A 12785-nucleotide genomic window follows, 5' to 3' on the forward strand; every position below is an offset into this window, starting at 1 on the left:
CCTCCGTGGGGCGGGGGCCTACAGCAGCTGAAGGACGCGGTCCTCCAGGCGGCGGCCGCGGCTGACGCCGAGGATGAGCACCTGGTGCTGGAGGAGGTGGCCGACGGTGCGGCTGATGACCTCCTCGGCCTTGTGGGCCTGGCCGTCGAAGCGCACTCGCAGCACGTCCGGGCCCTCCATGCGCGCGTCGGTGACGCCGGGCAGGGAGGTGATTTCGGGGATGATGACGTCGCCCCGGGCAATCTGGACGCGGAACTCGGCGCCCTGGCCGGTGAGCTCGGACATGGTGCCCGCCTGCGCGAGCGAGCCCTTGTCGAGGATGGCGGCGGCGTCGCACAGCTCCTCCAACTCCTGGAGGTTGTGGCTGGAGACGACCACCGTCTGCGTGCCCTTCATGTCCTTGATGACCTGGCGCACCTGCGCGGCGATGCGCGGATCCAGGCCGGCGGTGGGCTCGTCCAGGAGGACGAGGGGCGGGCGGCCCATCAGGGCCTGGGCCATGGCGGCGCGCTTGGCCATGCCGTGGCTGAGCGCCTGCGTCTGGACCTTCCAGGCCTCCATCAGGCCCACCTTCTCCAGGGCGCCCCGGGCCTCGTGCTCCGGCTGGGGCAGGTCCGACAGGCGGGCCCAGTACATGAGGAGCGCGCCCACCTCCCAGCCGGGGGGCAGCACCGCGTCCTGGGGCAGCGCGCCCACGCGGCCCTTGAGGGCGCCGGGCGTGGTGGGCGACACGCCCATCACCTGGAGCGAGCCCTCGGACGGGTAGAGGTAGCCGCACATCATGGAGAAGGTGGTCGTCTTGCCGGCGCCGTTGGGTCCGATGAGGCCGAAGACGTCACCCTGCTGGACCTGGAAGCTGACCGCGTTGACGGCGACCTTGGGGCCGAAGCGCTTGGAGATGTTGGACAGCTGGATGGCCGGGTCGCTCACAGGTCCCTCGCGCGCAGGACGCCGTAGGCGCCGAAGAGGAAGACGGCCGCGAAGGCGGCGTACGCCGCGCCGCTGACGGCGAACTCGGCGAGCTTCGGGTGCAGCAGGTTGCCCGAGTAGTTGGACGGGGACAGGTAGCGCACGAAGCGCAGCAGGTTCTCCGCGCTCACGGCCCGGCCCACGGAGTCCATCAGCCAGAAGACGAAGAGCAGGATGAAGTTGAAGACCAGGCTCACCGCGGGGCTGCGGAAGAGGCTGGAGCACAGGCTGGTGAGGGCCACGTAGGCCAGCGAGAAGACGATGGTGGCGACCCAGAACTTCAGGAGGTTGAGCACCAGCACCCCGAAGGCGAAGTCGTCGTTGAGGATGCGCGCGTAGATGAAGATGGCCAGGTCGATGAACAGCACCAGCCCCACCAGCAGCGTGGCCTGGGAGAGGAACTTGCCCAGCAGCACCGACGAGCGGCGCGCGCGCACCGTGAGGTAGCGCATGGAGCGCGGACCCACTTCGCCGCTCACCTGGTCGAAGCCCATCAGCGCGATGTAGGCGGGCAGGAAGAAGAGGGTGACCTTGAAGACGATGAGCACCACGATGGGCACCTGCGCCAGGGCCTCCATCATCGCGGTGTCGTTGTTGGTGAGGAAGCCCAGCACTCCCTGGTGCAGCTGCTCCGCGGCCTTCGTGGCGAACTCCGAGTCCTCGCCGTTCGCGCCGAGCTTCGCGTTCAGCTGGGCTTGCAGATCCCGGGTGACGAAGCCCACCACGAGCAGCACCAGCGCGGAGAACATGCTGTAGAGCCCGAGCAGCACGATGGCCCGGCCGCTTCTCACGGCCCGTCGCAGCTCCGCTGCCCAGATCACCAATGTCTCTTTGAGTCCGTCCAAGGTGCACAGGACCCTACTGGACCTCCGGTCACCTTCCCAGGTTTCTCCCTGACGAAGGCAGCAGTCGAGGAGGCAAGCCGTGGACAGCGCGCCCTCAGCGACTAGGATCCGGCGGTCTGCTCCCTGCCCCCCAAGGAGAGCCCCGAAGCATGACGAAGCGCCGCCTCCTCGCCGCCCTGCCGCTGTTCCCCCTCACGCTGCTCCTGGGCGCCTCCGCGCCCGGGACGGACGCGAGCACCGCGTCGTCACCCGCCGCCCCGACGGACGCCCAGGCGCTGGCGCAGGCCGTGACCGCGCTGGCAACGGACGCGGGCCCCGCGGGTGCCCGTGCGCTGGTGGAGAAGGTGGAGGCCGAGCAGCGCGCACAGGCGGCTTCGCCGGACGCGGGGGCCGCCGCGAGCATCGCGCAGGCTCCGGACTCCGGGACGACCCCTGAAGCCGTGGTGGCCGGGCCGGGCACGGACACGCGCCCGGTGGATGCCCGCGCGCTGGCGGAGGCGCTGGCCACGAAGGACGAGGCCGCGCTGGAGCCCGGCATGGTGCCCCCGATGCCGGTGCCCTCGCGGGAGAAGGCGCCGCCGTTCGGCAAGCTCCAGGGGCTGCCCCGCGCGCAGGACCTGGTGGCCCGCGCGAAGCTGGAGGGCAACAAGCTGGTGGTGAAGGGCGGCAAGAGCGCGCCGGATCAGGTGCTCACCATCGACCCGGGCCTCCAGGCGTCGCTCACGAAGATCATGCAGAACTACCAGGTGCCCTACGGCGCCGCGGTGGTGCTGGAGCCCTCCACCGGCCGCGTCCTCGCGATGGCGGAGCACTCGGAGGCGAAGCCGGAGCTGCGCGGGCTGCCCGTGCGCGCGGTGTACCCGGCCGCGAGCATCTTCAAGATCGTCACCGGCAGCGCGCTGCTGGAGGCCGGCGTGTCGCCCGACACCGAGGCGTGCTTCCACGGCGGCAAGCGCCGGCTGAACGAGCGGCAGCTCGAGGACACCGAGCGCGACGGCGCCTGCTATTCGCTGGCGCTGGCCATGGGCAAGAGCGCCAACGTCATCTTCGCCAAGATGACGAGCAAGCACCTCTCCGCGGACGCCCTCAAGCGCATGGCGGCGCGCCTGCGCTTCAACCGCGAGATTCCCTTCGCCCAGCCGCTGGACGTGTCGCTCGCGTACATCCCGGAGGACGGCTTCGCGCTCGCCAACACCGGCGCGGGCTTTGGCGACGTGTACCTGTCCCCGCTGCACGGCGCGCTGCTGGCCTCCGTCGCCGCCAACGACGGCCGCTGGGTGGACCCCGTGCTGGTGGAGCCGGAGCCCTTCATGCCCCTGCCGGAGCCGGAGCCGGTGCTCACGCCCACCGCCGCGCGCGAGCTCACGCGGATGCTGGAGGAGACCGTCACCCACGGCACCGCGCGCGGCGTCTTCCGCGAGCGCGGCTTCCAGGTGAAGGACGCCGTGGGCAAGACGGGCACGCTCGCGGACCGCGAGCCCTTCCGGGACTACTCGTGGTTCGTGGGCTTCGCGCCCAAGGACAACCCGCGCATCGCCGTGGCCGCGCTCATCGTGAACGACCCGAAGTGGCGCATCCGCGGCTCCTACCTGGGCCGCGAGGCCCTGCGCCTGGCGCTGGAGCGCATCCCCGCGCCGGTGGAGGTGACGGCCCCCGCGGGCGCCGCCGGCAAGCACTGAGGCGCGGCGGTCAGGACAGCGGACGCGGGGTGAGCTTCACCAGCCCCGTGTCCACGAAGCCCTGGAAGAACTTCAGCGCCTCCAGCTCCTGCAGCGGCGACACGTGCACGATGGCCGCCACGTCCCGCCGTCCGTCGATGCGCGACAGCAGGTAGCGCTCCGGTGACGTGAGCGGCAGCGTCTTCAGGTGCGCGGGCGTCACCATCAGCGCCGGCACCCGCGACGGCTCCATCAGCGCCTTGCGCAGCTCCGCGAGCAGCCGTCCTTCCGCGTCGCGCAGCAGCTTCGCGGTGTGCTCGGAGGGGGCAATCTCGTGCGCGCGCCGCACCAGCGCCTCGCCGTCGCGCAGGTTGCCCGCGTCCAGGAAGAGCTGGGCGGCCTGGAGCACCTCGTCGGAGGAGGACTCGGAGCCGATGACGCCGCCCGAGTCCATGTCGTCGTCGTCATCCTCCACCACCACGACGGTGTGCGAGCCGGGCTCCGGGGCGGGCAGGGGCGCCTCGTCCGACACGCGCAGCGCGTCCTGCCGGTAGAGCGCGTACAGCCGCTGGTAGAGGAAGAAGTCGGTGGCGTGCAGCGCCAGCGCGATGCCGTCGATGCTCAGGCCGTCCTTCGCCAGCTGCACGATGCGCTCGTCCATGCTGCCGGCCTTGCGGTCCGTCAGCTTGCGCTCGTCCACCTCCAGGCGCACGCGGCCGGAAGGGAACACCGCGCGGATGGCCTGCCACGCCGTCTCGCGGAACTCGCCCTCGCGGTGTACGTCCAGGAGGTCCACGCTGACGTCCAGGCCCTCCAGCTCCGGCGCGGCGTCCGTGGCGCGGAAGTCGAAGCCGCCTTCCTCCCAGGTGAAGGCATCCAGCAGCATCTCCCGGAACTTGTGGGAGAGCGTGGTGCGCACGGTGGCTTCCGACACCGTGCCCGTCATGATGAGGATCTTCCCCAGCAGGATGTGCGTCTCCGCCTGCGTGGCGAACGCGCGCTCCAGCTGGTCCTCCGTCAGGTGGCCCTGGTTGATGAGGAACTGGCCGAAGTACTCGCGCGGCTGGTTGGAGCTGGCGGTGATGACGTGGCCGTCGCGCAGCTGAAGCTGCTTGCGCACGTCTCCCCGCTCCACGTTCAGGGTGCCGGTGGCCCGGCGATTCCCGAGGTGGACGACCAGGTCCTTGAGGGGCATCGTCGAAAAATCACCACACACGCCGCGCATCGAGCGCCCATCCTGCAACGCATGCGAGTCGATATCTACTCGAAACCCCGGTGTTCCCTCTGCGTGAAGGCCCTCGCCGTGGTCGAGGAGGTACAGGGCCGGCTGCCGTTCGAGCTCTACGTCACCGACATCCTCCAGAGCCCGGACCTCTTCGAGGCGTGGCGTTACGACATCCCCGTGGTCCTCATCGAGGGTGTGCCTGCCTTCAAGCACCGCGTGGACGCCGAGGCCCTGGAAGCCCGGATCCGCGAGGTGATGAATGGCATACCCATTGCTAAAACCGTGGGCCAGGATGGGTAACGGAGTGCCCTTTCCTAAGAAATCCGAGGGGATACGAAGGGCGCAAAAGTGACGGGGCTGTAAATCTGGGCGGGTGGGAGGGGTGGTGGGGCAGAAAATGCTGGAAAGGAGGGGTCGACGGTGGGCGTGAAGCGCAAGCGAGCGGGAAAGTCGGGCCAGCCTCCTACGGTGCTGCTGGTGGAGCCGCGCGCGGAGGACCTGGAGCGCACCCGGGCGCTCCTGGGCGAGGCGGGCTTCCGCGTGGTTCCCCTGACGCGTTTCGACGCGGCGGTGCCCCTCTTCGAGGTGATCCGCCCGGACGCGGTGCTGCTGGCCGCGCAGCCACCGGACTACGCGGCGGTGCAGACGGCGCGGCGCCTGCGCCAGGTGGGCAAGGGCACGGTGCCGATGATGTACCTGGTGGATTCGCATGACCGGGACGCGTGGCGCTACTGCGTGGAGAAGGGGCAGTGCGTGGACGTGGTGCCGCGCGCGGTGGATGGCGCGGAGCTGTCCATGAAGCTGCACGCGCAGATGCGCCTGAAGCAGTCGGTGGAGCGCGCGGCGGCGGGCGAAGAGGCCGGCACGGCGCTGGCGCTGCATGATCCGGTGACGGGGCTCTACAACCGGCCGTTCCTGCTGGCCCTCATCGGGCTGGAGGCCCGCCGGACGGAGCGCTACGGCGGGACGTTCTCGGTGGTGGCGGCGGAGGTGACGGGGTGGAGCGCGCTTCGAAAGGAGCACGGCAAGAGCATGGCGGAGCGGCTGCTCGTCTACAGCGCGGTGGTGCTGGGACAGACGGTGCGCGAGGCCGACGCGGTGGCACGGGTAGGGGACAGTCAGTTCGCCATGCTGCTGCCGGGCACGCCCTCGGAGGCGGTGCCGGAGGTGCTGGCGCGGGTGGAGGCGCGGTTCGAGGCCGCCCGGTTCCAGATGGAGGGTCGCGTGGTGCGCACGGCGCTGGAGCTGGGGGCGGTGAGCTTCCCGGACACGGTGGGGGCTCCCACCCAGCTCCTGGGCGCGGCACTGCAGACCTTGAGGCGTACACGCGAGCTTCGGCGGGCGGCCGGTCCGGCCCGCTTGATGTCGGTTTGATTCAGTTCACGAGGGTTTGATGCACAGGGCGAGCGGAGGCGTGGGGATGGATCGGATCGCGGTGCTGGTGGTGGATGACGAGGAGTCGGTGCGCACGTTCCTGTCCGAGCTCTTGGGCAGCTCGGGCTACCAGGTGCGCTGTGCGTCGAGCGGTTCGCAGGCGCTGGAGATGCTCTCCGGTGGCTCGTTCGACGCGGTGCTGCTGGACGTGGTGATGCCGGAGATGAGTGGCCTGGAGGTGCTTCGCCGCTACCGTGGGACGGGCGGCACGGCCCCGGTCATCGTGTTGAGCGCGCTGTCCGGCGCGGACGACGCGGTGCGCGCGCTGAAGATGGGCGCGTCCGACTATCTGGCGAAGCCCTTTGGCAACGACGAGCTGCAGGACGTGCTCGCGCGCGCCCTGGGGACCCGGGTGCCGGAGCGCCAGGCGACCGCGCCCGCGCCCCGCGTGGTGCTGACGCCCGCGGAGGCCGCGGCGGAGGCCCGCGTGCTCATCTCCACGTCGCCGGCCATGCGCCGCGCGCGTGCGCTGGTGGAGCGCATCGCGGACACGGACGTGCCGGTGCTGCTGCTGGGTGAGTCCGGTACGGGCAAGGAAGTGATTGCCCGGGAAATCCATGCGCGCAGCCAGCGCCATGGCCGGCCGTTCATCAAGGTGAACTGCGCGGCGCTGCCGGGAGAGCTGCTGGAGAGCGAGCTGTTCGGCCACGAGCGCGGCGCCTTCACGGGCGCCACGGCGGAGAAGCCGGGCAAGTTCGAGCTGGCGGACCAGGGCACCATCTTCCTGGATGAGATTGGCGAGATGGCCATCCGCCTCCAGGCGAAGCTGCTCCAGGTGCTGCAGGACGAGGAGTTCTTCCGCGTCGGTGGCAAGAAGAGCGTCCGCGTGGACAGCCGCGTGGTGGTGGCGACGAACCGCGACCTGGAGAAGGAGATCGCGCTCGGCAACTTCCGCGAGGACCTCTACTACCGCCTCAACGTGGTGGCCATCCGCCTGCCGCCCCTGCGCGAGCGCCGCGAGGACGTGGTGCCGCTCACCGACCACTTCCTCAAGAAGTACGGCCGCGGCTTCATGACGAACGTGTCCGAGCTGCCCTCCGAGGTGCTCCACGCGTTCACCGACTACGAGTGGCCGGGCAACGTGCGCGAGCTGGAGAACATGGTCCGCCGGCTGTGCGTGTTGAAGGACCCGACCCTGGTGCTGGACGAAATCCACGCCGGGGGCCGTGCTCCGGCGAGCGCCCCGTCGCTGCCCACGTCGTTCGGGGGCGGGGACGAGTTCATCCCGCCGCCGTCGCGCCACCTGGACGAGTCCGCCCGCGTCTTCGCGGCCCCGCCGCCCTCGCATGCGGCGGTCTCGAACTCGGGCGTGCAGGTGCTGGAGATGCCCGCGCGCGGCGTGATGCTGACGCCGGCCCCGGTGTCGGACGCCACGCCGTTCAACGCCGTGACGCCGCAGCGCTACGCGAACCCGTTCGACGCGCCCCAGCCGCCGCCCCCGCCGCCTCCGGCCGGGGAGCTGTCGCTCAAGGACATTGGCAAGCGCGCGGCGATGCTCGCGGAGCGCGAGGCCATCCTCGCGATGCTCCAGCGCACCGCGTGGAACAAGCGCCGCGCCGCCGGCAAGCTGCGCATCAGCTACAAGGCGCTGCTCTACAAGATCAAGGAGTGCGGCATCATCGACCCTCGCGCGAGCGCGGAGTTCTGAAGCCGGCCTTGAAGACGTGAGACGACGGCCCTTCTTCCGGATGACGGGAGGAGGGCCGTTCACGTTGGGGGCGGGCCTTGCGCGGAGCAGCCGTTGCCCGGTATCGCGGAGGGCATGACCGCTCCGCTCCTCCTGCTTGGCTGTGGCTACACGCTCACGCGGTTCGCGGTGGCGGAGGCCCGCGCGGGCCGCGAGGTGCTGGCCACGACCCGGGATGCGGCCCGCCGCGCGGTGCTGGAGGGCGCGGGCGTCCGGGTGGTGTCCATGGATGAGGCGCTGTCACGGACCGCGGGCGCGCACGTCGTGGACTCCGTTCCGCCGGATGCCGGGCTGGATGCCCGCTTCGCGCAGGGGCTGGCCGGCTCGCGTCCATCGCGGCTCGTCTACCTGTCCTCCACGGGCGTCTATGGCTCCGCTCGCGGGCACGTGGATGAGTCCACGCCGGTGGATACGGCCTCCGCGACGTCCCGGGCCCGGCTGGAGGCGGAGGCCCTCTTCCTTCCGTTGGGCGCGAGCGTCCTGCGCATCGCGGGCATCTACGGCCCGGGGCGCGGCACGTCCGGACGGCTGAAGGCGGGCACGCTGCGCATCCCGGAGTCGGGTGGGGGACGGCTGTCGCGCATCCACGTGGACGACCTGGTGGAGGCGGTGCGCGTGGTGCTCGAGCGCGGCGCTCCGGGCGAGGTGTACTGCGCGGCCGACCGCCGGCCCGCGACGCAGGAGGAGACGGCCTCCTGGCTCTGCCAGCACCTGGGGCTGCCCATGCCGCCGCGCGTGCCCTTCGAGTCGCTGCATGAGTCCCTGCGCGGCGACCGCGCCATCAGCGCCGCGAAGCTGGAGGCGCTGGGCTGGACGCCGCGCTACCCGGACTTCACCACGGGCTTCCTCGCGGCGATGGACGAGGAGTCGCGCGGCCAGGTCCTCCCAGCCGCGGCGCGATGACGCGCTCGAACACCCGCATGCAAGCCTCGCGAGGACTCCACCCGGACTTCCTTCGCGACCTGGCGCGGGAGGGGCGGCCCGGGACAGTGGCGAATTCCGGACGGCGGAACCGGGCGTTCCGTGGGAGGCCGCCCGCGTCATCAGCGGATCGCGATGGATGCCATCAGCCGGGGTCGGGGCGCACCTTTGCGAGGTGTCAGTCCCCGGTGACAGGCTTGCGCTTTCGAGCCGCGTGGAAGCGCGCGGCGTTGCGAATCCTGTCCGCTGGGGGAACCGAAGATGTCCAGGTCGTTGCTGTTCGCGGCGTTCAACGAGGGCGTCCACCGTTCCATGGCCGGCAACCACGAGGCCGCGGTCCAGTCGTTTGATCAGGTCCTCAGCGTGGATCCGCGCCACTTCCCCGCGCTCACCGCGAAGTCCTTCGCGCTCAAGCAGCTGGGGCGCACCGAAGAGGCGCTGAAGGGCTTCCAGCGCGCCATCGAGCTGGACCCGGCCGCGGCGGACCCCCACCGCGAGGCCGCGCTCTGCCAGCTGGAGCTGGGTGAACCGGAGGCCGCCGCCCTCCTGATGGAGCGGGCGGTCCAGCTCAACCCCACCCCCGGCTACCGCGAGGCCGCCGCCATCGAGGTCTACTCCCTGGGTAATGCCCTGTTGACCCAGGGCCGGCGGCCGGACAAGGCCCGCTACCGGCTGGCCCGTCAGGTCTTCGAACTGGCGCTGGAGCTGTCGCCCGCCTACGTGGAGGCGGCCAAGGCCCTGGCGGACGTCTGGGAACACCTGGGGGACCCTACCCAGCGGGAGCACTACACCCAGCTGGCGACCCGCCTGCGCCCCGCCTCCTCCTAGGCCGCTCCCATCAAATTTTTACAAAAGCGGAGGGAAAGGGCGGGACGCCGGTGTTGAATGCCGAGCGGCCCCCCCACCAGGAGAACCCTTCGCATGATCGTGATGCTCGAGCCGGATTCCCCCGAATCCGTCGTGAATGCCGTCCTCCAACTCGCTTCGCAGTACGAGGGCGTCACCCCGCGTGTCCATGTGGTCCGGGGCGCCGAGTCCACCATCACGGAGCTGTACCTGCTGGGCTCCACCGCGCAGGTGCCGCTGGAGCCCTTCCAGCAGCTGCCCGGCGTGCGCCAGGTGGTCCGCGTCTCGCAGAAGTACCGCATCATCGGCCGGCACGGCGGTCAGCGGACCACTGCGGGCTTCGAGTACAACGGCGTCACCTTCGATGACCGCTCGGTGAACCTCTTCGCGGGCCTGTGCGCGGTGGATTCGCTGGAGAGCGTGGACGCGATGATGGCGGCGCTCGCCCGCTGCGGCATCAACACCACGCGCATGGGCGCGTACAAGCCGCGCACCAACCCGTACGAGTTCCAGGGCCTGGGCGCGAAGTGCCTGCCCTGGGTGTTCGACTCCGCGGGCAAGCACGGCATCAAGGTCATCGCGATGGAGGTGACGCACCCGCGCCACATCGACGAGATCAACGACGCGCTGAAGAAGTCGGGAGCCCCCACGGGCGTGATGCTCCAGGTGGGCACGCGCAACGCGCAGAACTTCGAGCTGCTCAAGCAGATTGGCCAGCAGCACGCCTTCCCGGTGCTCTTCAAGCGCGGCATGGGCATCACGCTGGAGGAGTCCCTCAACGCGTGCGAGTACGTCGCGAGCGAGGGCAACCCCAAGATTGTCTTCTGCCTGCGCGGCGTGAAGACGCACCTGGGCGACCCGCACCGCAACATGGTGGACTTCGCGCACGTGCCGGTGGTGCGCCGCCTCACGCGCATGCCGGTGTGCGTGGACCCCTCGCACGCCATTGGCCGCGCGGAGGCCCCGCCGGACGGGCTGCCGGACATCTTCCACGCGATTGGCCAGGGGCTCATCGCGGGCGCGTCCATGGTGCTGGTGGACTTCCACCCGACGCCGGAGAAGGCGCTGTGCGACGGGCCGCAGGCGCTGCGCCTGGAGCAGCTGGGCGCGCTCCAGCGCTACACGAACATCGTGCGCGCCGCGTACACGGAGGCCGTGAGCAACGGCGATGGGACGCAGGCCGCCGCTCCGGCCCAGGCCGTCAGTCGCTGAGCGCGTAGCTGCCCAGCACCCGGAGCGACGTGCACACGCTCCGGGCTTCGGCCAGGGCCGCCTTCACCGGCGCGGAGTCCTCCGCGCCATCCACGTCCAGGCACCAGCGGTAGTCCCACGCGCGCACGCCGCCGGGCCGCGACTCCAGCCGCGCGACGTTCACCCCTCGCGCGGCGAAGGCCGAGAGCACGCCCGCGAGCGCGCCGGGGCCGTTGTCGAGCGTGAGCACCACGGACGTCTTCCACCGCGAGCCCAGATTGGGCGGTACGGCCGGGCCCACCGCGAGGAAGCGGGTGGCGTTGTCCGGTGAGTCCGCGATGTCCTCCGCCAGCACCGTGAGGCCGTAGAGCTCCGCCGCGGTCCGGCTGGCGATGGCCGCCGTGCCCTCCAGGGCCTCCTGCGCCACGCGCCGCGCGGCCACGGCGGTGTTCGCTTCGGGCACGGGCTGGAGGTGGTGCTTCCTCAGCCAGGCCCCGCACTGCGCCAGCGCCTGGGGATGCGACAGCGCGCGCGTGAGGCCCTCCAGCGCGCGGCCCGGCGGCGCGAGCAGGCAGTGGCGCACGCGCAGGCGCAATTCACCGGCGATGGGCGGGGTGAACTCCAGGAGCAGGTCCACCACCTCCGCCACCGGCCCCGCGAGCGCGCTCTCCATGGGGACGACGCCGCCGTCCACCGTGCCCCGGGCCACGGCCTGGAAGACGTCGCGGAAGGTGGGGCAGGGGATGCGCGTCACCGAGGCGCCGAAGAGGGCGCCCGTGGCCTCGTCGCCGTACGCGCCGCGCTCGCCCTGGAAGGCGATGCGGCGGGGGGCGGCATCAGCCATCGACGGGCTCCGCTCGCGGGTACGTGCCCAGCACGCGCAGCGACGACGTGAGCGGGCGCAGGTCGTCCAGCGCGGCCGTCACCGCGGCGGATGCGGCGTGGCCCTCCACGTCCAGGTAGAAGCGGTACTGCCACGGCGCGCCCGGGATGGGGCGCGACTCCAGCTTGGAGAGGTTCACCCCACGCTGCGTGAGCCGCTGCAGCACCTGGCCCAGCGCGCCCGGGCGGTGCTCCAGCACCACCAGCAGCGACGTCTTGCACGGCACGTCCGGCGCGAGCGGCGTGGGCTGGCGCCCCACCTCCACGAAGCGCGTGAAGTCCGAGCCGGGCTGCAGGTCGCGGGCGAGCACCACGAGCCCGAAGCGGCTGGCCGCGGACTCGCTGGCGATGGCGGCCACCGTCACGTCGTTGCGGTCCGCGACCATCCGCGCGGCGACGGCGGTGTCCGGCCCCAGCACGGCGCGGGCCCCGGGCACGTGCGTGCGCAGGAAGTCCTCGCACTGCGCCAGCGCCTGCGGATGGGAGAGCACCTCGCGCAGGTCCTCCAGCTTCGCGCCCTTCACGCCCAAGAGCCGGTGGTCCACCTGGCTCACCACCTCGCCGGTGATGACGGCGTCGCCCGCGGCGAGCACGTCGTAGACCTCGTTCATGCTGCCGGCGGTGGTGTTCTCGATGGGCAAGAGCAGCAGGTCCTGCGCGCCCTGCTTCAGGGCCTCCACGGCCTGCCGGGCGGTGTCGAAGCCGGTGAGGAGCACGCCGCCAGGACGTTGGCTGTAGCGCTGGCGGGCGGCCAGGTGGCTGTAGGAGCCCTCGACGCCGAGGTAGCCCACGCGCAGGGGCGTGGTGTCCAGCCGGGTCACCAGCGCCTGCTGCCGGGCCACGGACATGTCCAGGATGACGCGGTAGAGGCGCTCCACCTCGTGCGGATCCAGGCCGCGCTCCGCTGCCCGGCCGCGCAGCTTGCGCAGGAGCAGGTCCTCGCGTTGCGGGTCCCGGAAGGGCCAGGCCGTCACCAGCTTGGCGCGCGCCACGTCGTCGGCCAGGGCCATGCGCCGCTGGAGCGCATCGAGGATGTCCTCGTCGATGCGTTCAATCTGCGCCCGCAGGGTCTCCAGGGAGGGGATGTCCGCCATTGCCGGAACATAACAACTCGCGTCGGAGGAGCG

The 12785-nt window shown here is 71.3% G+C and carries 12 protein-coding genes; 7 read left to right on the plus strand and 5 right to left on the minus strand.

The genetic code is table 11. The features are described 5' to 3' along the window. Positions 1–18: 18 nt before the first annotated feature. Positions 19–930 (minus strand): ABC transporter ATP-binding protein, encoded by a 912-nt coding sequence (locus NR792_RS01295; protein WP_375758257.1) that lies wholly within the window; start codon positions 928–930, stop codon positions 19–21. Next, entirely contained in the window at positions 927–1814 is an 888-nt protein-coding gene (locus NR792_RS01300; RefSeq protein ID WP_375758258.1) for an ABC transporter permease, read from the minus strand. The genes NR792_RS01295 and NR792_RS01300 overlap by 4 nt, the downstream gene beginning before the upstream one ends. Positions 1815–1963: 149 nt before the next feature. Here NR792_RS01300 and NR792_RS01305 point away from each other — a divergent pair, with 149 nt between their 5' ends. Beyond that, positions 1964–3493, plus strand: a complete 1530-nt coding sequence (locus NR792_RS01305; protein ID WP_375758259.1) for a penicillin-binding transpeptidase domain-containing protein — start codon at positions 1964–1966, stop codon at positions 3491–3493. Between the two features lie 10 nt (positions 3494–3503). Here NR792_RS01305 and NR792_RS01310 read toward each other — a convergent pair whose 3' ends face one another. Next, positions 3504–4667 (minus strand): DUF4388 domain-containing protein, encoded by a 1164-nt coding sequence (locus NR792_RS01310; RefSeq protein ID WP_375758260.1) that lies wholly within the window; start codon positions 4665–4667, stop codon positions 3504–3506. On the opposite strand from NR792_RS01310, the gene NR792_RS01315 reads away from it, so the two are divergent. The 6 genes from NR792_RS01315 to NR792_RS01340 all read left to right on the plus strand — a co-directional run bounded on the left by NR792_RS01315 (position 4560) and on the right by NR792_RS01340 (position 10797). After that, complete coding sequence (locus NR792_RS01315) at positions 4560–4997, plus strand: glutaredoxin family protein (protein WP_375758261.1); 438 nt, start codon at positions 4560–4562, stop codon at positions 4995–4997. The genes NR792_RS01310 and NR792_RS01315 overlap by 108 nt on opposite strands. A gap of 120 nt (positions 4998–5117) precedes the next feature. Further along, positions 5118–6071, plus strand: coding sequence for a diguanylate cyclase domain-containing protein (locus NR792_RS01320; RefSeq protein ID WP_375758262.1), 954 nt, complete (start codon positions 5118–5120; stop codon positions 6069–6071). Between the two features lie 46 nt (positions 6072–6117). Then, complete coding sequence (locus NR792_RS01325; RefSeq protein ID WP_375758263.1) at positions 6118–7779, plus strand: sigma 54-interacting transcriptional regulator; 1662 nt, start codon at positions 6118–6120, stop codon at positions 7777–7779. Positions 7780–7893: 114 nt separating this feature from the next. Further along, positions 7894–8721, plus strand: a complete 828-nt coding sequence (locus tag NR792_RS01330; RefSeq protein ID WP_375758264.1) for an NAD-dependent epimerase/dehydratase family protein — start codon at positions 7894–7896, stop codon at positions 8719–8721. Between the two features lie 279 nt (positions 8722–9000). Continuing rightward, positions 9001–9567: a tetratricopeptide repeat protein gene (locus NR792_RS01335; RefSeq protein ID WP_375758265.1), complete on the plus strand. Its 567-nt coding sequence runs from the start codon at positions 9001–9003 to the stop codon at positions 9565–9567. A gap of 93 nt (positions 9568–9660) precedes the next feature. After that, positions 9661–10797, plus strand: coding sequence for a 3-deoxy-7-phosphoheptulonate synthase (locus NR792_RS01340; protein WP_375758266.1), 1137 nt, complete (start codon positions 9661–9663; stop codon positions 10795–10797). Here NR792_RS01340 and pheA (NR792_RS01345) read toward each other — a convergent pair. Then, the gene (gene pheA, locus NR792_RS01345; protein ID WP_375758267.1) at positions 10787–11620 is read right to left on the minus strand and encodes a prephenate dehydratase; all 834 of its coding nucleotides are present in this window, start codon (positions 11618–11620) and stop codon (positions 10787–10789) included. The two genes, NR792_RS01340 and pheA (NR792_RS01345), sit on opposite strands and share 11 nt — an antisense overlap. Next, positions 11613–12752: a prephenate dehydratase gene (gene pheA / locus NR792_RS01350; protein ID WP_375758268.1), complete on the minus strand. Its 1140-nt coding sequence runs from the start codon at positions 12750–12752 to the stop codon at positions 11613–11615. The genes pheA (NR792_RS01345) and pheA (NR792_RS01350) overlap by 8 nt, the downstream gene beginning before the upstream one ends. Positions 12753–12785 lie beyond the last annotated feature (33 nt).

The organism is Corallococcus exercitus (assembly GCF_042231735.1).
GTDB classification, from domain to species: Bacteria; Myxococcota; Myxococcia; order Myxococcales; family Myxococcaceae; genus Corallococcus; species Corallococcus exercitus_B.